General features: G+C 36.2%; 33 protein-coding genes and 1 pseudogene. 20 read left to right on the top strand and 14 right to left on the bottom strand.

Annotated elements, in window-relative coordinates; translation table 11 throughout:
* Nucleotides 1-78: 78 nt before the first annotated feature.
* From H6622_16990 to H6622_17035, 10 genes are all read right to left on the bottom strand, one after another.
* Entirely contained in the window at nucleotides 79-354 is a 276-nt protein-coding gene (locus H6622_16990; GenBank protein ID MCB9063224.1) for a hypothetical protein, read from the bottom strand.
* A gap of 10 nt (nucleotides 355-364) precedes the next feature.
* A complete protein-coding gene (locus tag H6622_16995) occupies nucleotides 365-526 on the bottom strand; it encodes a hypothetical protein (protein MCB9063225.1) in 162 nt (53 codons plus the stop codon).
* A 192-nt stretch (nucleotides 527-718) separates the two neighbouring features.
* On the bottom strand, nucleotides 719-1,045 hold the full coding sequence (locus H6622_17000) for a hypothetical protein (protein MCB9063226.1): 327 nt from the start codon (nucleotides 1,043-1,045) through the stop codon (nucleotides 719-721).
* A 424-nt stretch (nucleotides 1,046-1,469) separates the two neighbouring features.
* Nucleotides 1,470-2,006, bottom strand: a complete 537-nt coding sequence (locus tag H6622_17005) for a hypothetical protein (protein ID MCB9063227.1) — start codon at nucleotides 2,004-2,006, stop codon at nucleotides 1,470-1,472.
* 107 nt (nucleotides 2,007-2,113) lie between these two features.
* Nucleotides 2,114-2,335, bottom strand: coding sequence for a hypothetical protein (locus H6622_17010; GenBank protein MCB9063228.1), 222 nt, complete (start codon nucleotides 2,333-2,335; stop codon nucleotides 2,114-2,116).
* Between the two features lie 50 nt (nucleotides 2,336-2,385).
* Nucleotides 2,386-2,586 (bottom strand): hypothetical protein, encoded by a 201-nt coding sequence (locus H6622_17015; protein ID MCB9063229.1) that lies wholly within the window; start codon nucleotides 2,584-2,586, stop codon nucleotides 2,386-2,388.
* Nucleotides 2,587-2,997: 411 nt separating this feature from the next.
* Nucleotides 2,998-3,195: a hypothetical protein gene (locus H6622_17020; GenBank protein ID MCB9063230.1), complete on the bottom strand. Its 198-nt coding sequence runs from the start codon at nucleotides 3,193-3,195 to the stop codon at nucleotides 2,998-3,000.
* Nucleotides 3,196-3,680: 485 nt separating this feature from the next.
* Nucleotides 3,681-4,550, bottom strand: coding sequence for a hypothetical protein (locus H6622_17025; GenBank protein ID MCB9063231.1), 870 nt, complete (start codon nucleotides 4,548-4,550; stop codon nucleotides 3,681-3,683).
* Between the two features lie 192 nt (nucleotides 4,551-4,742).
* Nucleotides 4,743-5,015, bottom strand: a complete 273-nt coding sequence (locus H6622_17030) for a hypothetical protein (protein ID MCB9063232.1) — start codon at nucleotides 5,013-5,015, stop codon at nucleotides 4,743-4,745.
* Between the two features lie 531 nt (nucleotides 5,016-5,546).
* Nucleotides 5,547-5,855, bottom strand: coding sequence for a hypothetical protein (locus H6622_17035; GenBank protein MCB9063233.1), 309 nt, complete (start codon nucleotides 5,853-5,855; stop codon nucleotides 5,547-5,549).
* A gap of 67 nt (nucleotides 5,856-5,922) precedes the next feature.
* Between H6622_17035 and H6622_17040 the strand changes: the two genes are divergently transcribed.
* The gene (locus tag H6622_17040; GenBank protein ID MCB9063234.1) at nucleotides 5,923-6,090 is read left to right on the top strand and encodes a hypothetical protein; all 168 of its coding nucleotides are present in this window, start codon (nucleotides 5,923-5,925) and stop codon (nucleotides 6,088-6,090) included.
* Between the two features lie 192 nt (nucleotides 6,091-6,282).
* On the opposite strand, the gene H6622_17045 is transcribed toward H6622_17040, so the two are convergent.
* From H6622_17045 to H6622_17060, 4 genes are all read right to left on the bottom strand, one after another.
* Nucleotides 6,283-6,879 (bottom strand): hypothetical protein, encoded by a 597-nt coding sequence (locus H6622_17045; GenBank protein MCB9063235.1) that lies wholly within the window; start codon nucleotides 6,877-6,879, stop codon nucleotides 6,283-6,285.
* Nucleotides 6,880-6,907: 28 nt separating this feature from the next.
* Nucleotides 6,908-7,693 carry a hypothetical protein gene (locus tag H6622_17050; GenBank protein MCB9063236.1) on the bottom strand — a complete coding sequence of 262 codons (786 nt, stop codon included), beginning with the start codon at nucleotides 7,691-7,693 and terminating at the stop codon, nucleotides 6,908-6,910.
* Nucleotides 7,694-8,197: 504 nt separating this feature from the next.
* Nucleotides 8,198-8,701, bottom strand: coding sequence for a hypothetical protein (locus H6622_17055; protein MCB9063237.1), 504 nt, complete (start codon nucleotides 8,699-8,701; stop codon nucleotides 8,198-8,200).
* A gap of 111 nt (nucleotides 8,702-8,812) precedes the next feature.
* Nucleotides 8,813-9,514 (bottom strand): hypothetical protein, encoded by a 702-nt coding sequence (locus H6622_17060; protein MCB9063238.1) that lies wholly within the window; start codon nucleotides 9,512-9,514, stop codon nucleotides 8,813-8,815.
* 615 nt (nucleotides 9,515-10,129) lie between these two features.
* Between H6622_17060 and H6622_17065 the strand changes: the two genes are divergently transcribed.
* From H6622_17065 to traN, 19 genes and pseudogenes are all read left to right on the top strand, one after another.
* The gene (locus H6622_17065) at nucleotides 10,130-10,483 is read left to right on the top strand and encodes a hypothetical protein (protein MCB9063239.1); all 354 of its coding nucleotides are present in this window, start codon (nucleotides 10,130-10,132) and stop codon (nucleotides 10,481-10,483) included.
* 13 nt (nucleotides 10,484-10,496) lie between these two features.
* Nucleotides 10,497-10,832, top strand: a complete 336-nt coding sequence (locus tag H6622_17070) for a hypothetical protein (protein ID MCB9063240.1) — start codon at nucleotides 10,497-10,499, stop codon at nucleotides 10,830-10,832.
* Between the two features lie 167 nt (nucleotides 10,833-10,999).
* Nucleotides 11,000-11,398 (top strand): response regulator, encoded by a 399-nt coding sequence (locus H6622_17075; GenBank protein MCB9063241.1) that lies wholly within the window; start codon nucleotides 11,000-11,002, stop codon nucleotides 11,396-11,398.
* Complete coding sequence (locus H6622_17080) at nucleotides 11,395-11,898, top strand: lytic transglycosylase domain-containing protein (protein ID MCB9063242.1); 504 nt, start codon at nucleotides 11,395-11,397, stop codon at nucleotides 11,896-11,898. Before H6622_17075 ends, H6622_17080 begins: the two co-directional genes overlap by 4 nt.
* Nucleotides 11,899-11,911: 13 nt before the next feature.
* Nucleotides 11,912-12,310: an OmpA family protein gene (locus H6622_17085; GenBank protein MCB9063243.1), complete on the top strand. Its 399-nt coding sequence runs from the start codon at nucleotides 11,912-11,914 to the stop codon at nucleotides 12,308-12,310.
* Nucleotides 12,307-12,582, top strand: a complete 276-nt coding sequence (locus H6622_17090) for a conjugal transfer protein TraB (GenBank protein ID MCB9063244.1) — start codon at nucleotides 12,307-12,309, stop codon at nucleotides 12,580-12,582. The genes H6622_17085 and H6622_17090 overlap by 4 nt, the downstream gene beginning before the upstream one ends.
* A gap of 9 nt (nucleotides 12,583-12,591) precedes the next feature.
* Nucleotides 12,592-12,885 (top strand): type IV conjugative transfer system protein TraL, encoded by a 294-nt coding sequence (gene traL / locus H6622_17095; GenBank protein MCB9063245.1) that lies wholly within the window; start codon nucleotides 12,592-12,594, stop codon nucleotides 12,883-12,885.
* Nucleotides 12,878-13,456 (top strand): hypothetical protein, encoded by a 579-nt coding sequence (locus H6622_17100; GenBank protein ID MCB9063246.1) that lies wholly within the window; start codon nucleotides 12,878-12,880, stop codon nucleotides 13,454-13,456. Before traL ends, H6622_17100 begins: the two co-directional genes overlap by 8 nt.
* Complete coding sequence (locus H6622_17105; GenBank protein MCB9063247.1) at nucleotides 13,449-14,138, top strand: type-F conjugative transfer system secretin TraK; 690 nt, start codon at nucleotides 13,449-13,451, stop codon at nucleotides 14,136-14,138. The genes H6622_17100 and H6622_17105 overlap by 8 nt, the downstream gene beginning before the upstream one ends.
* Before the next feature lie 12 nt (nucleotides 14,139-14,150).
* Nucleotides 14,151-15,329, top strand: coding sequence for a hypothetical protein (locus H6622_17110; GenBank protein MCB9063248.1), 1,179 nt, complete (start codon nucleotides 14,151-14,153; stop codon nucleotides 15,327-15,329).
* The gene (locus tag H6622_17115) at nucleotides 15,326-15,754 is read left to right on the top strand and encodes a TraV family lipoprotein (GenBank protein ID MCB9063249.1); all 429 of its coding nucleotides are present in this window, start codon (nucleotides 15,326-15,328) and stop codon (nucleotides 15,752-15,754) included. Before H6622_17110 ends, H6622_17115 begins: the two co-directional genes overlap by 4 nt.
* Complete coding sequence (traC, locus tag H6622_17120) at nucleotides 15,739-18,384, top strand: type IV secretion system protein TraC (protein MCB9063250.1); 2,646 nt, start codon at nucleotides 15,739-15,741, stop codon at nucleotides 18,382-18,384. Before H6622_17115 ends, traC begins: the two co-directional genes overlap by 16 nt.
* The gene (locus H6622_17125; protein ID MCB9063251.1) at nucleotides 18,381-18,728 is read left to right on the top strand and encodes a TrbI F-type domain-containing protein; all 348 of its coding nucleotides are present in this window, start codon (nucleotides 18,381-18,383) and stop codon (nucleotides 18,726-18,728) included. Before traC ends, H6622_17125 begins: the two co-directional genes overlap by 4 nt.
* 283 nt (nucleotides 18,729-19,011) lie before the next feature.
* Nucleotides 19,012-19,347: a single-stranded DNA-binding protein gene (locus H6622_17130; GenBank protein ID MCB9063252.1), complete on the top strand. Its 336-nt coding sequence runs from the start codon at nucleotides 19,012-19,014 to the stop codon at nucleotides 19,345-19,347.
* 1 nt (nucleotide 19,348) lies between these two features.
* Nucleotides 19,349-19,843 carry a signal peptidase I gene (lepB, locus tag H6622_17135; GenBank protein MCB9063253.1) on the top strand — a complete coding sequence of 165 codons (495 nt, stop codon included), beginning with the start codon at nucleotides 19,349-19,351 and terminating at the stop codon, nucleotides 19,841-19,843.
* Nucleotides 19,818-20,390, top strand: a complete 573-nt coding sequence (locus H6622_17140; GenBank protein ID MCB9063254.1) for a hypothetical protein — start codon at nucleotides 19,818-19,820, stop codon at nucleotides 20,388-20,390. Before lepB ends, H6622_17140 begins: the two co-directional genes overlap by 26 nt.
* Nucleotides 20,365-21,356: pseudogene (locus tag H6622_17145) on the top strand (TraU family protein). Before H6622_17140 ends, H6622_17145 begins: the two are co-directional and overlap by 26 nt.
* Nucleotides 21,341-22,057, top strand: a complete 717-nt coding sequence (trbC, locus tag H6622_17150) for a type-F conjugative transfer system pilin assembly protein TrbC (protein MCB9063255.1) — start codon at nucleotides 21,341-21,343, stop codon at nucleotides 22,055-22,057. The pseudogene H6622_17145 and the gene trbC overlap by 16 nt, the downstream one beginning before the upstream one ends.
* On the top strand, nucleotides 22,054-23,931 hold the full coding sequence (gene traN, locus H6622_17155) for a conjugal transfer protein TraN (GenBank protein MCB9063256.1): 1,878 nt from the start codon (nucleotides 22,054-22,056) through the stop codon (nucleotides 23,929-23,931). Before trbC ends, traN begins: the two co-directional genes overlap by 4 nt.
* Nucleotides 23,932-24,004 lie beyond the last annotated feature (73 nt).

The following is a 24,004-nucleotide window of genomic DNA, read 5'->3' on the forward strand; positions in this document are numbered from 1 at the left end:
CTGAAAAATAATGGCAAGTTAAAATTTTTAGAAAGCTTTAATGCTGCATTATTTTCTGACTAAGGACTAGATAACTTATTACTTAAGTTTTTCTCTAAGAGTCAAGTAATGGGCCCAGGCAATTTTCCCCTTACAGTTACCGTTCAAAACCTTTACCTGAAACCACATTTTGTTCTTAATCTTACCAGTTTTCTTAACTCTTGTCCTGTTTTGAGTCGTGCAATTAAATCCATCAGGATGACCATCTTTAATCTTGTCTACAAGCGTGACCATGCCTGTGTCATGATTTTCCAAGTAATGATCTGCATGTGTAGCCGTAGAAATTAATAACATTAACAAAACAACATTTCTCATTCTTTTCTCCTCATTTATTATTTGCGTTATGAACCCATGAACGAATTACTCGTTGCATTGATTGTTGTTTATAGATTTCTAGCTCTTTAAGTTTTTTTAGGTCTTTTGTTTTAACTGACTTTAGAAGGGATCTTTTTTTGCTTAAGGATCTTGCTGATGACTTTAAGTTCATTTTTCATCACTTTAAGTTCAGCCTTCGTTAACGAAGTGAAATCGATTTTAAGACTTTCTAGGTTTTCATCACTCAACTCCTGTCCTTTTGAAGCAAAACTACCTGAGTAGATTTTTTTAAGAATTTCATAAAGTTTTGTTCTTACTCTTTTATTCAGAAACGGCGTGATTAATGCGACATAAGCACCTAGAGTTAACGAAAGTCCCAGTAAAGCTGATGAATAGAAAATGAACCCAATTTTATTTTCAAAAAACCTTGCTCTGTGAGAAAGTTTCCAAAATCAGAACTTAATATAGATTTATAAAGCTCAGTGTTACTGAAATGAGTGGTGTCCCCTGTAAGCAACACAAGGGAAGAGATTGAGGTAATCGCAAATACAGTTGAGAGAGTGCCTGCAATGTATTTAGAAATTCCTATTGCCTCTTTTACTTTTGGGTCATTTTCTTTCATTTTAGAAAGTTCTGTGAACAAAAGATTCAGGGACTGCATGGACTCAATATATTCCTCTTCAAGTGCCATAAGGTCATTTTCTAGACCTAACAGGAGAGAGCTTACCTCTCCCTTCTAAGTGAAATTTCACCCATTCAGTATGATATCTCGCAATTTCATTTTCAATTCGCTCAGCGATTTCACTAGATTCAATTTCTAGCTCACTTATATTTCCGTCGAGATCTTTAAGGATATTTTGAGCTATAAGAGGTGCATCGTCTGCAGCTATTTTTTAATCGCTTGGTTGTTTTTGAGGTCATCTTTGTACTCGTCAGTTAGAAGATTAACAGATTCTTCACTCTTAGTATGATACATCATCTGTTCTTCATGAAGCTCTTCAATTCTTGCTCTGAGTTTTACAATTTCTTTATCGTGAAAAAACTTGGTCTTGTTTCCCTCAACTTTCTTGTATATGTGCGCTGAGATATCAATGACATCTTTAATTGTATTTTCACTAAAAAGGGTCGTTAAAATTATCCATTAGTTCAGACGTTTTAACGTTATAGTACATCTGCACATATTTTAAGGACTTCTCTCTTATGGCAAGATCTAAGATAAATTCTTGGTAATCTTTTAAAAGAGTGGCGTAATCATCACGGATTCTAGAAATCTTAAGATTTCCTGAAAAATCAGCGTGATTAAAGATTGTGTCCATAAGATCAAAGCCTTTAGATTTTTCGTAAACCCAACTTCCAAGAAATGCATCCTTAAACTGATCGTTTAGACTATTCTCAAGCGCCATTTTCCCAATCATTTCTTTGCTTCCGCGTGATGCCACTAAGAATATTTGAAGTTTTCTTTTCTTTAGTAGCTCCTTGAGATACTGAACTTCGAACTCATATTCATTATCAACTAACAGGATAGCAATATCGGCGTCTTTCACTTCTTTAGCAGTGAGTGCGTCTTCGATATTACTCATTGACAGAGGTTCTATTTCTTTAAACCTGTAACCAATTTCACCTTGTCCCATATTGATGAAGTTAATTGCCATATCGTGTTCGCTATAATCAAACTCATTTGGGTCTTGAAAAAGGGTTTCACTGTTTTTTTGGACCGAGAGCGTCTACTATTTTCTCACGCATACTTCTTGATTCTTTATCACTTTTGAAAGCAGCGCTTTCCGTGTTTCTTGCTGTTATTTCTTGAGGTGAGACTAAGGTCTTTAAGGAGCCTTTTTCTAAAGTGAGTTGAGCCACCAAGCATGATAACATTATTCGTGTTGTCGTAGATTGATTTCATTAACTCTTCATATCTATTCGCTACCCCTCTAAAGGCGCTAAGCCTTTCATCATCCATCTGAGCAATTGCGACTTTTTGCATCCTTTCAGAATATTTAGTCGTGGCATCTTTGAAATGAGTGAGACTTCTAATCAGTTTTTCAGCGTGATCGAGACTTTTTTACCTTGCGGAGTTGAATTGTCCATTTCCTTTAGAACTTTAATAAGTTTTTTTGCGTCATTAATATTTTTTTGAATGACACTCCCGTTGATATTCTCCATGAGCAATTCTTTACCTCTCAATTGAAGAGTTTCACCTTCATGGGTATAACGAGGGTAAGGAGATTTTCGCATGATTTGATACCCGCAAAGACCTCTAATGAGGCAAAATTAAAGATCATCAAGTAGATTGATGTTTTTTTTTAGTAAATTCATTTTAAATTCCTTTATGCTCGGCGTGAACATCTGAAATAATTCTTTCAAGCTCATGAGCTGAAACGGGAGCAGTTGAGTTTTTAACTCTGCTCATAACAACATTGGTCATTTTCAAGACTTCATTGTAACCAGGCAACTTTTTGTGAGTTTGCTTCTAGTATTTCTGCTTCCCTCACCTCTTTGAGATAGAGGTTTGCAAGAACGACATTTGCTTTCAAATGTGTATCGGTGAGAGATTTTTAGACTCCAAAGCTGAAATCATTTTGTTGCTGACTTCTTTTTCTTGAATATCTTTAAGTGAATTCTTGTAGACCTTTCTCGCAGCGCAACTCACTCTGGCGGAGTAATGAGATCATGAAGTCCTTTAATGGTTAAGTATGTCGAAACAGCTAAAGAAGTAGAAATGAATCCATTTAAATAAGGAAGGAGCTTTTTCAGCTCTTCTTTTCTTTGAGATTCATTTTCTCCAGTTTTAGGATCTTTAGCAATATTCACCCAGTTTATGGACTCTTCACTTGTAGCAATCAAGTAGATTGTCCGACAAAGGAGCCTATCGCTAGAGGAATCATAATATCGCGACAACCTCTAGTGATTTTAGAATAGAGTATTCTACTCGTTACAGAGTCGAGGATTTCAGACTTTAACTTTCGCTCAAAGCCTTTTTTCTTTCTTCTTCGTTTCAAAGATGCCAGGCGGTTCATCACGAATAAGGACTTCAACTTCGCCATTAAGAGCAGCAATACCAGGTATCAAACCATCTCCAACTAAAGAATATTCACCGCCTAAAGATTCTTTAATCCATTCTTTGTATTGATTATTAAGTTCAGACTCTGCAAGAGACTCAATTTCTTGTTCATTTAATTTAATTTTTGCTTTTGCTAAATCTTTTTGGATTAAACTAACAGTACTTGTGAACTCTTTTTTTAACCATCATAGCGTCAATTGATCCAAGCATTTTTAAATAGCGCTCCCAGCGAATTTCAGCTTCTGCATTTATCTTTTTTTCAAATCTCTCACTTGGATCTATGACACTGACCTCTTTTTTTTTTTCTTTTGAAAAGATTATTTAATGAAAAAATGCCGTTTACAGTGCCACTAGCTAGGTTAACGGCACCAACAGCTGCTTTTCCAAGTTTTGTATTAAGTAGCCTTTCTATTTCTTTTTTAACTGATTCTGGTATACCAAAAGGACTTTCAGTAAGTTGACGTGACCATTCCTTGGATAAGTTGTGAGTCACAGGTCCATCAAGAACTTCTCTTGCTGAATCTGTTGCGTTTTTATCAACGTTGATTGCAATCAGCTTTTGCACTAAATTTAAAGTATGTTTTCTAGTAACAGATCTTTTTGTGAGACTCGTTAGATAAACTAAAGTCTTTTTAACGAGCTTGACTGCACGACTTAATTCATTTTCTCTAACTCCTGATTCAATCTGTGCGATAACCTCACTAAACTCAGTAGAGCTTAAAACAGATTCATTTGAAAAAATAAGATCCCTTTGAACAAACTGTCCATCAACAATGGACCATGCCCTGAGAGTATTTTTTTCATGAACGATTTCACCAAGTAGATTTAAAGAAGTATTTAGTAGTTCATGATCAATTTCAACAGTTCCAAGTGAATCACTTACAAAAAAGCGATTTTTTTTGCCTTTCTGTCTCTTAAGGATACTTTTTAAATACTTTAATTCTAGCTCATTTTGTTTAGTATCAGCTGTTAAATTAATAAATACATAATCGCTAGATTTGGCGTAACCTGTGTACTCAATAGCATCCTTTTTAAAATACTTTGAAGAAGGTGAAGTCACAAAATGAACATCTTTAAAAGCGGAGGTGAAAGTTTCGTGAATGAGTTCATTTGGAGATTGCCCTAGATCTAAGCTCATTAAATCTGATTTTGAAACATATCCGTCATTCTCAGATTTTTTGTGGCAATATGTCCTTTTTCACAGGAAATAATGAATAGAGCGTGTCTTTTTGATAAGAGGATCTATTCTCTGAACCAAGATTTTCAAAAAATCTAAATGAAAATGGCACATGGTCTGCCTGAGTGGCACTAGAATCACCAATTATCCTTTTCACAAGGTCAATCTTTTCATTTTGCCTGCTCCGGCCACAAAGATTCTTGCCCCGCCTAAAGAAAGGGAGAAGATTTCAGTTTCTATCTCTAGAAGTTCTTTAGAATCCTTAATTCCTAGCTCTTGGAGAACTCTTTTCGTTTTGTAAACCAACCCAGTTAGTTTATTGATATTAAAATCAACTGAATCCGATTCAACAAACTTCTCCATTACTTTGTTAAAAATGTTGATCGGAGTGACTGAAACCCCTTCTTTAGGAAATATTTTTCGCATGATTTCAAATCAATAGTTGTTTCAGTATGAGCGCCAAAACTCATTAAGAGCAAGGCGCTTGTAAGCATAAAAGATTTCATGATAAATACCAGCTATGCTTTCGGGGAGCGTTTTTTAAAAGATCGTGAAGAGTCTTTTCTTCCTCTTCGTTTTCTTCATTAAAATACAGCTCTTTGATGGTCACATAGACTAAATAAGAAAGACCTGCAACACCTCAATAATGGCCGTTTGGAACAATGGTGTATTTAAGAACAACCGCTGCTCCAATGGAAGCAAAAACCATGAGACCAATCATCTGGCCGTCACTGAAGTGAAAAAATTCACCTCTAGGGTCATTTTCAAGTAATTCATCAAAAGAGTCTAAAAGGACGCATTTACTTCGTCTAGAGTGTCTTTCACATTAAGAACAAACACGATTGAAGCATATTTTTTTGAAAAGTCCTCATCATAAGAACTCATGACAACTTTTAACTCATCTCTATTTCCCTTACCTCTTTAAATTTGAATTTGATTCCAATTTTTTCATAATTTTCAGACTCTAAAAAGTACAGTGACACTTTTTTTCTTTTCAGATATTAATTCCAACAAATTGGCCTTCTTATTATTGGAATCGATAAAGTGTTTTTTTTCCTCACTATAGATTAAGACGATATCTTCTCTTGATGTTTGGCTTGGATTCATTTGAACCTGATTAATAGATTTTTCATCATTAGAACTAGTCTCTTCGGTTTGCTGAGTTGGCCTATCTGACTCCGCACCTTCTGTATTTGGATCTGGAGCCTGTGCATAGCTCGAAGCAATTAATAAAAAGCTAAGTAACAAAATTAGTTTAGACGACATTATACCCTCCTATCGACTAGGTTAACTATGCTCTGGCCCACATAGTCTCCTTGTGATAGGAAGTCCTATGCGGGTCGCAAGTCTTTTATTGTGTTATTCGCGTGAGGGTGGAGAGAAACTTGGTGGTGACTTCCATCCTCACATTTTTCCGAACCTAAAAATAATCCCAAGCTTTTTCAAGACCTCGCTTGAAATTTCAGTGAAATTTAATTTCAAAGAAATTTCAGGTGGCTAGAAAAAATCTATTTTTAGGTGTTTAGAAATTTCAGCTGAAATTGAAACAAAGTAAGCAACAGATTAACGGTTCCTCAACACTAATTCATTCATATTTGTAATAATACATGTGTGAATAGAGTATTAATCCTCTTTTGATATTGGATATAGTTGAATGGATTAATTTTTCGAGTAAAAGGGAATGACCTCAATGCTACAGGTGCCCAATTGATAGTCTTGCCTTTCTTCCTGCTCCCCAGCCTAATGGCCGACTATCTGAAAAGTTTGCCTCCTCGCCAACTCCCCAGTCGTCTTGAAGGTTTCTCAAAGCCTTTGCTTCTTCTCCAGCTCCCCAGTCTAATGGCTGACTATCCGAGAAGTTTGCTTCCTCGCCAGCTCCCCAGTCTAATGGCTGACTATCCGAGAAGTTTGCTTCCTCGCCAGCTCCCCAGTCGTCTTGAAGGTTTCTCAAAGCCTTTGCTTCTTCTCCTGCTCCCCAGTCTAATGGCTGACTATCCGAGAAGTTTGCTTCCTCGCCAGCTCCCCAGTCGCTTTGAAGGTTTCTCAAAGTCTTTGCTTCTTCTCCTGCTCCCCAGTCTAATGGCTGACTATCCGAGAAGTTTGCTTCCTCGCCAGCTCCCCAGTCGCTTTGAAGGTTTCTCAAAGTCTTTGCTTCTTCTCCTGCTCCCCAGTCATAGATCATCAAAAACTCACAGTAACCATTAGTTACAAGATTGGAATTTCCTGAAAACCCTAGTAGTACATCGCTTGCAAAAATTAAAAGTAAAGAAGTTAAAATATTAGTTTTCACCATATCTCCAATAAGCAAGGTTCCTTTTCTAAAACTTCTTTAGCATATAGTCATCAAATATCAAAGACGCATGCACTTTTTCCGTTCTTTTATGACGCACATCAAGATCTATTTCTAAATGTTTTTTAATTTCTTCCCTTACTTCATCCGAAATACGACCCTTCAATGCACACTCCTCGGCATACTTCCTAGCTAGATCGAAAAAAGAGGATATTTTTTTTCTAGCCTCCAATGTGGTATCATAAGTATCCGTAAAGCAGTTTCTTTCCCCTGACGTCAAGTCATCGTAGTCAACAAATTTTAAAAGATGTTCAATCAACTTCATCAGTGCATTTTTGGGAAGCTTTAATACTTGATCTGTGGGGAAACGCAACACTCCATTCTCATTAACAATAAAGCCTTTGTCGATAAGCTCGTCAATACTCCCTTGAGATATTTTTCCGTAGTCGTCGTATATCTTGTCAATGGAGACACCTTCCCCGTCACACTGTGCAAGTATCTTGAAATAATCTTCATTGCAAAATGCTTCGGCCACTTCATTGTCAGCAAAAACACCGTTTTCTTTAATATAGGCATCGAGCTTAAACTCTGGATGAAACTTGCTCACATAATAAGGAATTTTATCGTCTTTACTAGCAGCTCTTAATAGATAAATTATTTCATCAGGAGATGGAGTCTTAATACCTCTGTGTATCCTCCAGTAATTTGAATATTTACTGTCACCAAACTTTTTAACAATAAAAGATTTTAAAGACTGGCGCTTCAGTACTTCCGAAAATTCACCTACAAACTCTTCTCGAAGACTAGCTTCCATAAACAGTACCCCCATTAATTGAACAACACACTCAACTTAAAATTATACAAATAAATTTTCAAGAACTTCATTCTTACTTGATGAGAAATTTCACTGAAATTATAATACATAATTTTAGTGCTCTAAATTACTGTAATTACTTTTAGTAAATATTATTTATTTTTACTCTGAAATTTCAAAACCCTCTTCCACTTAACAAATGGAAGCAAATTACAGCAAGAACTTATATTTCTTACATCTAAACTTCCGTCCAGACATCTACTAACACAAAGACAATTACCAAAACAACTAAACATTTATTCTCTACCTTTAACACCACCAACACTTTCAATATTAGAAATTTCAGCTGAAATTGAAACAAAGTAAGCAACAGATTAACGGTTCCTCAACACTAATTCATTCATATTTGTAATAATACATGTGTGAATAGAGTATTAATCCTCTTTTGATATTGGATATAGTTGAATGGATTAATTTTTCGAGTAAAAGGGAATGACCTCAATGCTACAGGTGCCCAATTGATAGTCTTGCCTTTCTTCCTGCTCCCCAGCCTAATGGCCGACTATCTGAAAAGTTTGCCTCCTCGCCAACTCCCCAGTCGTCTTGAAGGTTTCTCAAAGCCTTTGCTTCTTCTCCAGCTCCCCAGTCTAATGGCTGACTATCCGAGAAGTTTGCTTCCTCGCCAGCTCCCCAGTCTAATGGCTGACTATCCGAGAAGTTTGCTTCCTCGCCAGCTCCCCAGTCGTCTTGAAGGTTTCTCAAAGCCTTTGCTTCTTCTCCTGCTCCCCAGTCTAATGGCTGACTATCCGAGAAGTTTGCTTCCTCGCCAGCTCCCCAGTCGCTTTGAAGGTTTCTCAAAGTCTTTGCTTCTTCTCCTGCTCCCCAGTCATAGATCATCAAAAACTCACAGTAACCATTAGTTACAAGATTGGAATTTCCTGAAAACCCTAGTAGTACATCGCTTGCAAAAATTAAAAGTAAAGAAGTTAAAATATTAGTTTTCACCATATCTCCAATAAGCAAGGTTCCTTTTCTAAAACTTCTTTAGCATATAGTCATCAAATATCAAAGACGCATGCACTTTTTCCGTTCTTTTATGACGCACATCAAGATCTATTTCTAAATGTTTTTAATTTCTTCCCTTACTTCATCCGAAATACGACCCTTCAATGCACACTCCTCGGCATACTTCCTAGCTAGATCAAAAAAAAGAGGATATTTTTTTTCTAGCCTCCAATGTGGTATCATAAGTATCCGTAAAAGGCAGTTTCTTTCCCCTGACGTCAAGTCATCGTAGTCAACAAATTTTAAAAGATGTTCAATCAACTTCATCAGTGCATTTTTGGGAAGCTTTAATACTTGATCTGTGGGGAAACGCAACACTCCATTCTCATTAACAATAAAGCCTTTGTCGATAAGCTCGTCAATACTCCCTTGAGATATTTTTCCGTAGTCGTCGTATATCTTGTCAATGGAGACACCTTCCCCGTCACACTGTGCAAGTATCTTGAAATAATCTTCATTGCAAAATGCTTCGGCCACTTCATTGTCAGCAAAAACACCGTTTTCTTTAATATAGGCATCGAGCTTAAACTCTGGATGAAACTTGCTCACATAATAAGGAATTTTATCGTCTTTACTAGCAGCTCTTAATAGATAAATTATTTCATCAGGAGATGGAGTCTTAATACCTCTGTGTATCCTCCAGTAATTTGAATATTTACTGTCACCAAACTTTTTAACAATAAAAGATTTTAAAGACTGGCGCTTCAGTACTTCCGAAAATTCACCTACAAACTCTTCTCGAAGACTAGCTTCCATAAACAGTACCCCCATTAATTGAACAACACACTCAACTTAAAATTATACAAATAAATTTTCAAGAACTTCATTCTTACTTGATGAGAAATTTCACTGAAATTATAATACATAATTTTAGTGCTCTAAATTACTGTAATTACTTTTAGTAAATATTATTTATTTTTACTCTGAAATTTCAAAACCCTCTTCCACTTAACAAATGGAAGCAAATTACAGCAAGAACTTATATTTCTTACATCTAAACTTCCGTCCAGACATCTACTAACACAAAGACAATTACCAAAACAACTAAACATTTATTCTCTACCTTTAACACCACCAACACTTTCAATATTAGAAATTTCAGCTGAAATTTCTAAACACCTAAAAATAGATTTTTTCTAGCCACCTGAAATTTCTTTGAAATTAAATTTCACTGAAATTTCAAGCGAGGTCTTGAAAAAGCTTGGGATTATTTTTAGGTTCGGAAAAATGTGAGGATGGAAGTCACCACCAAGTTTCTCTCCACCCTCACGCGAATAACACAATAAAAGACTTGCGACCCGGATAGGACTTCCTATCACAAGGAGACTATGTGGGCCAAGAGCTGGCGAACATAACCGATAGGAGGAAAAAATGTTCTACTCAAATCTTAAAATTTCACAGGAAGAATTTCAGCAATCATTAAGATCAGTTGAAAATCAATTAAAGTTGCTAAATTTCAAAGATTTCAAAGTTCTACACTTCTCACACAAACAATTAGAAGATTCAGTGAAATTGACACTTTTAACAGAGTCACGAACTGATCCCTTCAAAAAAGTAAAAATTATAAAGAACAAGTACCTAGCACAAGTTCAAATACAAGATGACAATCTTGTAACTAATTACAACATCATGCCAAAAGACGCTGATAAGTTAATCGCCTTACCTGAAGATCTTAAACACTCTAGAGATTCATTTATGGACATCTTAGATCAAACATTTGTTTGAAAGAAGGATTATCATGAAACTCTTTATTACAATTATGGGACTGTTTTCAATAGATGCATATTGCAGTGTCAAAACACTCGCTAAAGAAAATCTTAAATGCTTCAAAGTTAAGAATGTAGAAAACCTAGAAATTCGGCAATCTAGTAACTGGTATGGGTTTTCTTACAAAATAACAAGGAAAGAATGTTCTGGAGAAACTCCAGAACATCTTGCCTTTCGTATTAACTCAGGAAACCTAATTAAGGTTAAAGATCTTCCAAAATCAATCGGCACCTATACGAATGTGCGGATTACCTACAAGAGTCAATCGATAGTAAACAACCACATTATAACAGTGAGAGAAATTTAAAATGAAATCTAAGCAAATAAAAAGCATGGAATTATTCTTATTAAAAGAAGCTATTATTCTTAAAAAAAGAATAATTCCTAATTCTAATAAGTCCATCTGTTTGAATTTACGTAATCATGATTTGGCATGCTCTTTGCTTAACATGTTTGCAAAAAGGAGACATTACTATGAGTAAGAATTTAAACATTTTATTTTTGGACGACAACGACATCATGAGAGACACATTTTGCTTTCTTAGTGAAAAGTTAAATTACCCTTTCAAGATAGACGTTTGCGAATGCCCAACAGAGGCATTCGCAAAGGTTGCAAATTTTGACTATGATTGCATTGTAACTGACTTCAAAATGCCACTACTGAACGGAAAACAGTTTCTCAATGCCATTTATTCGCTTGAAAAGCCTTTACCTGGAATCATCGGTTATACCTCTGAAAAAGACCCAGAAAGAGCTTTTGGCACTCATCCTTTAGTAAAGAAAGTTTTCAGCAAAGGTGAGTTAAAAGAATGTCTTAAATTCATTCTTCTGAATTTCAAGCCAAAAACATTCAGAAGCGAGATGTTTTTATGACAAAAAGAGGGATAATTTCATATTCATTGTTACTAAATGTAAGTCTATCAGCATTGGCAGGCGGTGAGAATTGCATAGTTTCCATTGCAAAGAAGAATAATATTGATCCAGTACTTATTCTCTCAATTGCAAGAAAAGAAAGTAATTTCAACCCAAAAGCAAAGAATCACAACAATAACGGTACATATGACCTGGGTCTAATGCAGATCAATTCATCATGGAGAGACAAATTAAAGAAAAAGGGAATCTCTTTTAATGATTTATATGACGTTTGCACAAACGTAAAGACGGCGGTCTGGATTCTTAAAAACAATTTTAAAGATTATGGAAAAAATTGGCACTCAATTGGAGTTTATCATGCCGGAACTAGAAAAGGTCGTACATTTTCTAAAATTCGCCAAATGTACGCTTACGACATTTTTAATAATTGGTCTTATCTCAGGATGCGCCCAGATAAACAAAAGAAAATCTATGAAAAGCTATTATACAGCACAAACTAATCATGGAGACTTTATGGTTTCTTTTAAAGACTTAGTTCCTACGAAGAAAACAAATAAAAAATCAACCAAGTTGTTCGTTGGTAAAACAAATTTCTCGTTTGGATCAACCAAGGTGTCAGTTGAAGATATTTCCAATATTGAGTCTCTTAAAAATCAATTAAAAGAGGGCCAAATCATATTGAAAGGATTTACTGATAACATTGGCCCTCTACATATTAACGCATATATCGCAAGAAAAAGGGCCGAGTCAGTCAAAACCATTCTCGTAAGTTTAGGTGTTGATAGTGAAAGAATATCTATTCTTTCAAGTCCACTATCTGATTATCAAAACGACAACCTCAATAACAATCAAAGACAACAAAATAGACGTGTTGAAATTTACGTCAAAACAAATAGGAGGATCATATTATGATTTATTTTACACTTATCGCACTAATTCTTATCCCTGAAATCGCTTCGGCGTCCACTACAGGTACGGAGTTTAAAGAGTTTCATGACTTCATTTACAACGCTGCAACTGGTTACCTTGGGCGCGGTATTGCCTTAACTGGTGGCCTCATTGGTCTTGGATATGGCGCCATGGCCGGAAAATTCATCACTGGCCTCGTTGGAATTGGGTCGGCAATTGTAGCTGTTATGGGACCAAAAATTATCGACTCCTTTTTTAAAAGTGCACTTATCTAAGGAGTCAAAATGGATAATAATGAAAGTTTTTACATTCCAAGAAACTTAGATGCCCCTCCTCTCTTTTTTATATGGGAGGCCGACACTGCATTACTTTATTTAACAATTATTATTCTTTCTCTCGCGATGAATATGTTTGTTATGGGACTACTACTAGCAATTGTCGTTGGTCGGGGTTACTCAAAACTAAAAGAACAAGAAGGAAATGGTTTATTTATCAAAATGATTTATTGGTTCACACCGTCGAAAATTATTTCAAAAAATTACCTTCCTTCTCATATCAGGGAGTATATAGGTGGATAGAGCAAAATATGCATCTCAAATTAAAACAAAGTCCGAGGAATTAAGGCGCACCAAAACAATTGAGCTGTTTTTAGTGCTTTCTGTTCTGATTTTGGTCTTTTTACTAGCAACTAAGGACAGCAGTGAAAAGACTGTTCTCGTCCCAATGTCTCTTGATAAAGAAATATGGGTAAAAGGTGACAATGTTAGCAACTCATATGTTGAAACGATAACTTTGCCGTTATTTAATAATTTACTGAACTTCAATAAAGAAAATGCCCTCAACCGTTTTAATTTTGTCCTTAAGCATACTAATCCAGCTTATTACGAAGAACTTAAAACTAAGCTCTATACCGATAGTGAGAGAATAAGCAGAAACGATATTTCTAGCTCATTCCACCCTATTGAACTTGTCGTTAACAAGGTTGGCGACCGATACAAGTCAACAATCAAAGGTGAGTTAATCAGCATAATCGGATCAGACATCATAAAAAAAAGAGTCGAATCATTTGAAATGCTTCTGACTTACAAAAACAACTTTTTATCCATTGTTTCATATGGACCTAAAAAAGAAGGAGAAGGCAATGAATAAGGCAATTCCATTATCTCTTTTATTGGTTTCCTTCTGCGCATTTGGCACACAAAACTTTAAAGTAGAAGATGGTTCAACCATTAAAGTAGATATTTCACCTCAATATCTTACAAGAATAATGATTAAGAATGGACGTATCTCTAATGTTTGGGGAATGGATAATTCTGTCACGATCAAACCAGACAGGAAAAACGGTGAAATCTTCATCAAACCTAAAAGCTTAATCAGAAAACCCTTTAGTTTTTTTGTCAAAGATAGCTTAAATAATACATATACCTTACAGGCAAGCGTTTCAGATCATGCTGATCAAACAATTGAGCTTGTTCCAAAGTATAATACGTCAATTTCTGAAGATTCTAAGTTTAAATCTGTTCCGTTTGTAAAAAGAGTTAAAGACATTATCCGTCTCATGGCCACAAATTCAACATCTGACAATTGTTCCGTTGAAAACATCGATAAAGAGGTCGATTTGTGGGAGGAGGTCAGTTTCACTCATAAAAAACGTTATTTATCGGGAAAGCTTACTGGAAACATCTTCTTACTGAAAAATTCCACCGAAAAAGATCTGACTTTAAATGAAAACGAGTTTTTAAACCTAAAGAGCAATGTAAAGGCCGTGGCAATTGAAAATCACACTTTAAAAAAGGGTGAGCAAACCAATGTTTACATTGTGACATATTAAGAGAGGGTGATGATGGATACGTTAAAGAAAATTAAAAACAAGCAGTACCTAATCCTTGCCTCAATAGTCGGTGGCCTATTTGTCGTGGTCATCCTTGGACTTTGGATATCTGATCCCAACAGTGGAAAGCGTGAGATTTCTGATAGCGATATTGACCAAGAAGAATTGAAAAAAATCTACAATATCGACTCAAATACGGTTGTATCTGAAGAAGAGAAGTGGGTAGCTAAGTCTGAAAAAAAGTTCTTCGATCTCAAAAAATCAAATAACGAGCTTGAGGATAAAATAAAAAAACTTACAGAAAAGCTTCAAAAAGTAGAAGAAGAGGCCAAAAAAGAGAAACAGAGTGATCTTTCACCTGAGCTTCCTTCAATGTCCTCCCCTCTTCCTTCTTTTTCTAAAACAAAAAGTGATATTGGCGCTCAAGTTCATAATGATGTGGTGAATACTGTCTACAGTGCTCCCCAAAAAGTTAAAGCAGAGGAAGAAAAAATTATATCCATCAGCCTAGAGGATACTAAGGAAGGCGAAAAAAAGAAAAACATTGAATCCTATATTCCTTCTGGATCGTTTGCAAAGGTCGTTCTTTTATCAGGACTAGACGCGCCCACGGGAGGTCTTGCGACTAAAAATCCAATGCCTGTTGTTATGAAACTGTCTAATGATGGGCAACTTCCAAACAGATTTAAAAGCAATATTCGAGAATGCCAGCTAACTGGAGCTGGATATGGCGATATCTCTAGCGAAAGAGGTTTTATCAGACTTGAAAAACTAAGCTGCGTTACTCATGAAGGTAACGTTATTGAAGTCAAAGTTAAAGGATACGTGACGGGAGAAGACGGCAAACCTGGATTTAGAGGAAAGCTTGTTAGTAAGCAAGGCCAGATGATTGCAAAGGCCGCATTGGCCGGAACTTTTGCAGGACTCGGAAACGCAGTAAATCAGTCCTATCAGACAATTTCTTCCAGTGCTCTAGGATCTGTCCAAACATTAGACCCTAAAAAAACAATGCAGTCAGGACTAACCGGCGGAGCTTCTTCTGCTCTTAACAAAATTGCTGACTACTACATTGCTCGTGCAAACGAAACATACCCAATTATTGAAATTTCCGCAGGAAGAACAGGTGAAATGGTTCTATCTGATGGTGTCGAACTTGGCGAAAACGTAATTAACATTGGAGAAAAACTATGATCTGTAATATTTGCAAGTCACTTATACCAAAAGAAAATGATGGTTGCTGTCCAGATTGCCTAGCACCTATTGCTAATAAAAAACGTATCAAAACCATTTGCCTGATTTTTACGGCCATTTTCCTTCAATCCTGTGCCACAACCTATAAATGTGGTGAATTCCCTGAAGGAAAATGCCAAAAGGTTTCCGATGTCTATAGAAACTCTCTCAATGATCACTCTGATTCAGATGATAATTTTTCAAACCTAGATTCAAGCAAAAATATATCAATGAGTGAAGATCAATTAAAAGACGGCCATCCTATTTTATCCAGGCCTAGAGTTTTACGCGTTCTTTTTAATAAGTGGATGGATAAAGATGGAGACTTAAATCTTGGTGGTTACATGTTTTTAAAAATTGAGGATTCAAAATGGCAAATTCAGTAATTGAAACATTTAATCATTATAAGAGAAAAATTAATAAAATGGTCGTTGACTCGTTAGTGGACTCATCAACTCCATTTAGCAAGTTAAAAGGAATTCATGAGGCCCCATCTCTTCAAGATTTAAGTGCATTCTTAAACAAATACCCTATTTCATCCATCTTACCTTATGAATCTTACGATGAGTCCACTCAAATATACTTCAATAGAGATAGCATAGGATTTGTATTAGAGGCCATGCCTGCAACCTCACTGTCCTTGCAAGATCTAAAAATACTTAATGGCATTTTCTCTCAAAATCACAAATCTGGTACTTGTATCCAGATTTCGATGATTTCAGACACAAATTTTGGGCCTCAACTCGATGCCTGGAAAAAACTTAAGGGTGGTAGTACACAAAATACTGATTTTTTCGAATTTATGGCCAAAAACAGAGTCCATCACCTCAAAAAAGCAAAGTGGAACTCACTATTTAACGACCAGCCCTTCATTATAAAAGATTTGAAACTCGTTATTTCCTATACGTTGCCTCTAGATAGTGATGAGAGCTCCCTAAAGGAAGATGTCGAATTTCTAAAAAGAATGCGCTCATCTACTATAGGACTTCTTAAATCCGCAAAAATACCCGCGAGATCCATGGATGTTGAAGATTTTATAAATTTAATGTGGGGTCTTTTGAATCCAGTGGATGGAGATTATAAAAGAATCAAATATGATAAAAACAACTTAATTAATCAACAAATGGTTGATTCTGACTCTCATCTTCTTGTAGGCCCATCAAGCTGCAATCTTGCACATAGGGGAACTCCATTTTCAGTGATTCCTTATCATGTGAGACAGTTCCCCAAAGAATGGGGTGGTTATTTAAATAATGATCTTATAGGAAGCTTTTCCAATAATGTTTTAAGAATTAACTGTCCTTTTATTGCAACTTTAACCGTAAAAATCCCCGATCAAATGTCGGCAAAATCAAAGGTTACAAAAAACCAGATTAGATCAACTCAAATGTCTGATACCCCAATGGCCAAATTCGCGACCCAGTGGCTTGACCGTAAAAAAGACTGGGAATTTACGGCCAAAAGAATGGAAAACGGCGACAAATATCTTAAGGCCTTCTATCAGATTGTCCTTATTTCCCCGGAAGGAAAGGAAGAGCAATCCATCCAATCGCTGCAATCTCTATATGACTCATTAGGTTGGACACTATCCAGGGGGAGATTTACGTCTTTGCACTGCCTACTTGGCGCCCTACCAATGGGGCTTGAAAAAGAAGGCCATAAAGTTTTAGACCTAGTTGGTCATTATCGATCAAGACTCTCTTGGACTTGTGTCAACATTGCACCATGGATTGGTGAATGGAAAGGCACTCAAACTCCTCTATTGCAGCTTATCGGAAGAAGAGGCCAATTAATTGGGTTTAATCATTTTGATAATAAAAAGGGAAATTACAATATGGCCTGCGCAGCTACTTCTGGAGCAGGAAAATCATTCTTCACTCAAGAACTCATTTTTTCAATTCTTGGTATAGGAGGACGTGTATTTACCATTGATGCTGGCGGTAGCTATAAGGATCTTTGCCAATCAATAGGTGGAACATACATTGATTTTGGCGTTGGTAGGCCCAATTTAAACCCATTTTCTAAAATATTCTCAAGTAATGCCTATAAAAAGGTGGATGAACTATCTAAAAAAGATCCTCAGTACAGCAACGATGATTATATCAATGATTTTATGCCAATGCTTGTTAAGCTCCTGTCACAAATGGCATCTCCTATTGTGCCCCTTGATGAGCTTAAATTAACAGTTCTTGAAAAGGCAATCTTTGCAGCAGTTAAAACGCATCAAGATAAAACCACAATTACAAAAATACAGGAGCAATGCCTTAAGCAAACTGATGAGCATAATAAACCCCTTAAGGATGCTATTGATCTCGCAAATATGCTTCATTCCTACACAAAAGAAGGAATGTATGGACGCTACTTTGAAGGAGAAAACAACATCGACCTCGACAATAATTTCGTTGTACTCGAACTTGATGCCTTAAATAGCAAAGGGGCCCTACAGTCTGTTGTTCTCTTAATTCTCATGATTCAAATCAACCAGGTTATGTATTTATCTGGTAACAAATCTCAAAAGAAACAGGTCATTATCGACGAGGCGTGGCGACTACTTGGAAGTGGGAATGCTGGTGACTTTATTGAGGAGGGATACAGGGTCGCTCGTAAACATGGTGGCAGTTATCTAACGATTACCCAAAACATTAATGATTATTACAAATCTCAGACCGCAGAAGCTGCTCTTAGTAATAGTGATTTTAACGTAAATTTAAGGCAGAAACCTGATCAACTTAAAAAGGCCGAAAGCGAAGGCCGTATCAGCAACGATTCTGGAGAAGTGGACATTTTAAGCTCACTAGAAACAATCCACGGACTTTATTCAGAACTTGCTATTACTTCACCAGACGGAATTGCTGTCGCCAGGTTTTGCGTTGATCCCGTTGCGGAAAAGATTTACTCAACTTCTCCAGAAGAATCACAGTTTTTAAAAGATCAGCAAGATAACGGCAAATCTCTACTTGAAGCTGTTTACCTGCTTCTTGAGAAACAAAATAAATTACAAGGAGTTATTCAATGAATAAATTGTTCATAACCATTGTAGCGTCCGTTGCTGTTTACACAGCAGCGTTACTCACAATAGTTTTTAAAAATACAAATACATCTACTTTTGGTGTGATTCAAGTAGATAAAGTAATAACTGGGCATATTAATAAATATGCCAAACTACAACTTAGCGATAAAGAAAGATTAAATAATACCAAACTATTTTCAAAGATCCTTTCGCGAACATTAAATAATATTCAGGAAAATGAGAATGTTGTTTTACTAACCAAACCTGCGGTTGTTTCTAATCTGAAAGATTATACATTTGAAGTTATTTCTAAGGTTAATAAGGAGTTCGAATATGAAATCTCCAAGTAATGTTAGTAAAACAACGTTATGTACTGACTTTGGTCGCTCGCTTTATTCAATTTTCTTAACGCCCTGGTCGCAAATTCACGCCAATTTTCTACGAAAATTGTCATGCCTTTGCGCTGGCCCAGGACTAAAAATTGAAACACTCACTCTATTTGAAATATTTTCCACCTCCCCCGTTTCGGGTGAGGGGAGGTGGAAAAATTTCTTGCATTTTTTTGCAAGCATTTTAACGAAAGTAAGAATTAACCGAGGCAATTTGTCTCACTAGCAACATAAGGAGTTATACATGGATTTAAATCAATCAATTATTAAAGGCAGACTGGGAAGCAACCCAGAAATCATCGTTAAAGAAAATTCTCAGGTGGCATTTTTCTCTGTGGCAACGTCTGAACGCTACAAGGACAAAGACGGTAATTATCAAGAAATTGTCGACTGGGTGGATACGAAGGCCTTTGGTAACCAGGTAAATCACATTAAGAACCTTAAAAAAGGTGATTCTGTGTTGATTGTTGGAAAAATCAAGGCCGAATCTTGGGAGAAAAACGGTGTTAAAGAGTATGGACAATATCTAATCGCAAAAAGAATTGATTCTGGTTCAAAAACTAAAGAAGTAGAGGCCTAGAGTGATGGGGCTATTTAAGAAATACAAAATATTACCATATTTTTTAGTTTCTTTTGGCGTAGTTGGATTTTTCAATTACGCCATTAATCCTTACTACCAATTAGGTTTTAATACCTCTGACAGCCTTGGTGGGTACGTTTACCTCATAAAAAAAGTTGGGCTTCCTATGACTGGCGATGTGGTTGCTTTCTATCCCCCAAAACCTAATCAAACAGAAACAAAATATCCATTTTTAAAGATAGTCAAAGGGGTTCCAGGAGATCGGATTAAATCAACAGCTAGAGAGATTTATATAAATAACCAATTTGTGGCCAAAGCAAAAGAAAAAGCAAAAAACGGAAATCCTCTTCAGGTATCAGTTTTTAATAATGGTTTTATACCACCTAAGCATTATTTCATTTGGTCGCCACATAAGGACAGTTATGACAGCAGATATAAAGACATTGGGCTTATCGAAAAGAGCAAAATTATTGGCATTGCTACTAAGCTCTTTTAGCTCGTATGCAAATAGCGTCGGAGACTTAGGAAAAACGTACCCAATAAAAGAGAAAGATATGATTGAAGACATGAAGGAAAAGTATTCTATGAAAAAAGAAGTTCTGAAAAAGGACATCCGAAATTCTTATATAAAATATTTAAATAACCCAAAAGGTATTAAGCTTCCTAATGCTCTCAAAGATTCTCATCATATCGTTGATCTTACGTACACACTTGATCGGGTCATTAAAGATGCCTACGGGAACATCATTCACAAAAAGGGTAAAAAAGTTAACCCTTTTGACCATTATACCCTGAATAAAAAACTGTGTTTCATAAATGGAAATCATATAAAGCAGGTGAAATGGGCCATAAGTAAATGCTCTGTTACAGATAAAATTGTTCTCATACAAGGAAAGGCCCTTGATCTTATGAAATCCCATAAAAGACGATTTTATTTTGATCAAAGAGGTGTTCTTGTAAATAAATTTAAAATTAATGCTTTGCCTGCACTTGTTGCACAAAAAGGAAGGAATTTAAATGTTAAAGAAATCTACCTTCCTTAGTCTATTCTTATCCATTTTTTGGATAAATGAGGCCTATTCACTTGCTTGTGGTGGCAAGTTTCCAAATATTATCACTGATGTATGCTGGAGCTGCATGTTCCCTATTCAGATTAGCCTGCAACTATGAATATTTCAGCAGAAACAAAAAACTATGATCTTCCACCGCTACTTATTTGCAAGTGTCCTGCTCCTCCTCCGGTTTTTGTGAGAATTGGCGTTGGCGTAAGCTTTTGGGAGCCTGCTCGCATGGCCGAAGTCGTAAGAACTCCTTTTTGCTCCCCTACTCTTGGCGGAAGCGTATTAGGTAATTTTGCTGGAGTTGGAGGCACTCATAATGAAAGCGATGGCAAAAAAGGAAAGGCCTTCTATCATGTGCACTGGATACAGTTTCCAATACTCAATTGGCTTGGTATGGGGTTTTCTAGTCTTTGTTTTGTTTTTGAATCTCTTGATATTGCCTATATGTCAGAGCTTGACCCTTTATGGGATGATGATGAACTTTCTTTCATTTTAAATGCTGAGGCCATTCTTTTTACAAGTCCAATCGCCCAGGCGGCCTGTGCAGCGGACTCTATCGCGGCGAGCACCGTCGGTTTCGGATTAGATCCACTTTTTTGGTGCGCGGGATCTCAGGGTTCTGTTTACCCACTTAGTGGTAATCACGCAAACCATATTGGTGGTGTTGATAGCTCATTAGCAATGACTCATAAAATGATTTTTAAACTTCATAGACAATTGTTGGCCCAAGACACCTCAACTGAGATCGCAATGTGCGGAGGGATGCCGCAACCGATATTGCGAAAAAATCAATACAAGCAGCAAATGATGTACCCAATACCTCAAAACATTAAAGGTTATGGCCTCGGTGCCACATCAATGATCTGGGGAGCAGGAAGAGAGTTTCCTTATAAAGGTGAAGATTTTAGCTATCTAGTATGGAGAAAAAGAAAATGTTGCGCACTTTAACACTATTTTTGCCATTATTTATGTATGTTGATGGATTTTGCTCTCAGGATATTAAGTCCATCGACTCGAAAATAAACACTGAAATTAAAAATCAAGTTGACGCTGTTAAAAAAAGTCTAACCAATGCAAATGCTCTTGAAAAGGATTCTACATTTCTAAAAAACTTAGAAATCGAAAAAGAGGCAATTAAAAACATAAAATATGGAAGCTATAAATTTCCAAATATAAAAGAAGTAAAAATCCCAAAAATAGATTTTGATAAAATCACAAGTCGCAACAACAGTGTTAAAAGAACAGACCATAATCCGACGCTATTTGCTTTTATTTCACTAGGAATGCCCGAAAACACCATTATCAACATCCTAAAAGAGGCCAAGGAGCTAAAAGCAAAGGTTTACCTGAGAGGTGTCAAAAAGGATTTAAAAACCACTATTAAGATTATTTCTGATCTTTCTCAAAAAAGTGGTGGTTCAGTTCTTATAGATCCGACGATGTTCAAGAAGTTTAATATTGACCGTGTTCCTGCCTACGTTATTGCTGAAAAAGAACCCGAAGCATCTAAATATCAATCATCCCTCCTCCCTTCTTTTGTAAAGGCCTATGGAGATGTCACAATTGAATATTTTATTGATTACATAAAAAGAAATGGGACGAAGTCTCAAGTTGCAATGGCCAATTTGGCCAGAGGTTTAAAGAAATGAAATCCCTTTATGCCTCTTTTATTGCGCTAATCTCTCTATCTCTATGCTACGGCAATACATCGTCGGTAGATATGAACTTTGCAACCAAGCTAAACAACCAATTTGGTAAGCAAAAACTAAGCACTGACCAAGTACCCCATTATCAAGGTGAAGATATTGAAGAGAAAAAGTACTTTAATCAAAACACAGATCTAAAGTTTGAAGGTAACAAAAAGGTCCTTTCAGATGAAAATGGCAAATTCATAGTTGAATCAAGTGATCAAAGGCCACATTTTGACATTGATCAAAACGACCCCATGCTTAAAAACATGGGAAGGCTAACCAAGAACTCACATGATCTATCCGACAACCTCAAGGGTTGTAAAAATGTGAAAGAACAACAGCAAAAATCATCGGAAAAGCAGTTTTGTTTTGAATATGGTGAAAGAAGTGATGTTTTTTTCAACTGTAAAAATAGCTTAAGTGTAACTTGTAAAAACCCCGATGCTGGGATGACTTCATCTCTCACGCTAGGTGATTTTAACCATACAGGGGCCTATCCCACCTCAATAAATTCATCTGGAAATACCGTAAACTTTGGAACAATCGGAAATAGTCGCGGGGGAAGATGTCAACATCATCACAATCAAATTACTTTTCACATCGATGATATTAACCAAGTTAAGGATTTTATCATAACTTCAATCCAATATGATGATTGGGCCTCTATTTCAGTCAACGGACACAACGTTTTTGACGACTCATATCGGTCTAATGGACGTTTTTATACTCCTTGTGAAAGATCGGTAAACTTTCAAAGAGGGCCGGTTAATATCAAAAACTATCTCGTTAATGGAACCAATACAATCAACACTGTAAATACTGTCTATGGTGGTGGTCATTTATGGTTTTCCTTGAAATCTACATTTCTTAAAAAGTGTGATGTTAACGAAACTTGGTCTAGAACTTGCGACCAGGGAGAAAGTAATATTTTTGGGAAAATAGTTAAAAATACCTGTACAGATGGCCCTTCATCAAAACTTATCAAAGGCACTTCTGTCTTTAAAGAATGTTGGAATTATCAAGAACTCTACTCTAAGAGAGGGCCTAAAAAATATACCCTCGATAATACCTGCAAGAAACTTGTCAATAATGGTTGCGGTCAAGTTTCTAAAGAATGCCTCATTCAAGAAAAAGACTACTGTAAAAAATGGAAGGTAGGATATTCATGCTCTCAAGACGATGTAACTGTATCTGTATGTGCTGAAGATCTCCCCTGTCCTAATGGAGACTGTACCAAAGATCATCCAAATAGAACCCCTAGAGACGCTTCTAATGATTTTAAAAAGTCCATGTCCTATTTTTCATTAATGAAAGAAATAACTGACGAGATGGACTCTGAAAATCCCGTTTTATTCTCTGGGAAACCTCTTAAATGTAAAAAGCAAAAACTAGGGATCAAAGATTGCTGTAGATTAAAGTCATGGGGAGACGATATTGGGATAACTAAGTGCAATGCTTCTGAAGTTGAATTAGGAATGGCCAGAAAGGCCAAGAAAACAATCTACGTTGGAAACTATAAGGAAAAAGGAACGCTCTATAGTGCTAAGTATTTTGTCTTTTGTAGTTATCCATCAAAGCTTGCCAGAATATTCATTGAAAGCGGCAAAAAGCAGCTGGGACAGGGACTAGGCGAAGCAAAAAATCCGGACTGTTCAGGAATCAATATTAAAGACATTGAAAAAATTGATTTTGACAAAATTGATCTTAGTGAATTTCACGAAGATATGGAAAAGGTCGCTCAAAATTACAAAGAGCCAAATCTAAAAAAACATGTTGAATCGATTAAGAAAAAAATTGAAAACCAAACAAGGAAAAATAATGAAAACGAGTAAAAGGCGACCTCATGTCACCATAAATAGATGCCTTCCTAGCGCTATTAATATTTTAACTTACATATTTGTGTAA

The organism is Halobacteriovoraceae bacterium, from assembly GCA_020635115.1.
GTDB lineage: Bacteria > Bdellovibrionota > Bacteriovoracia > Bacteriovoracales > Bacteriovoracaceae > JACKAK01.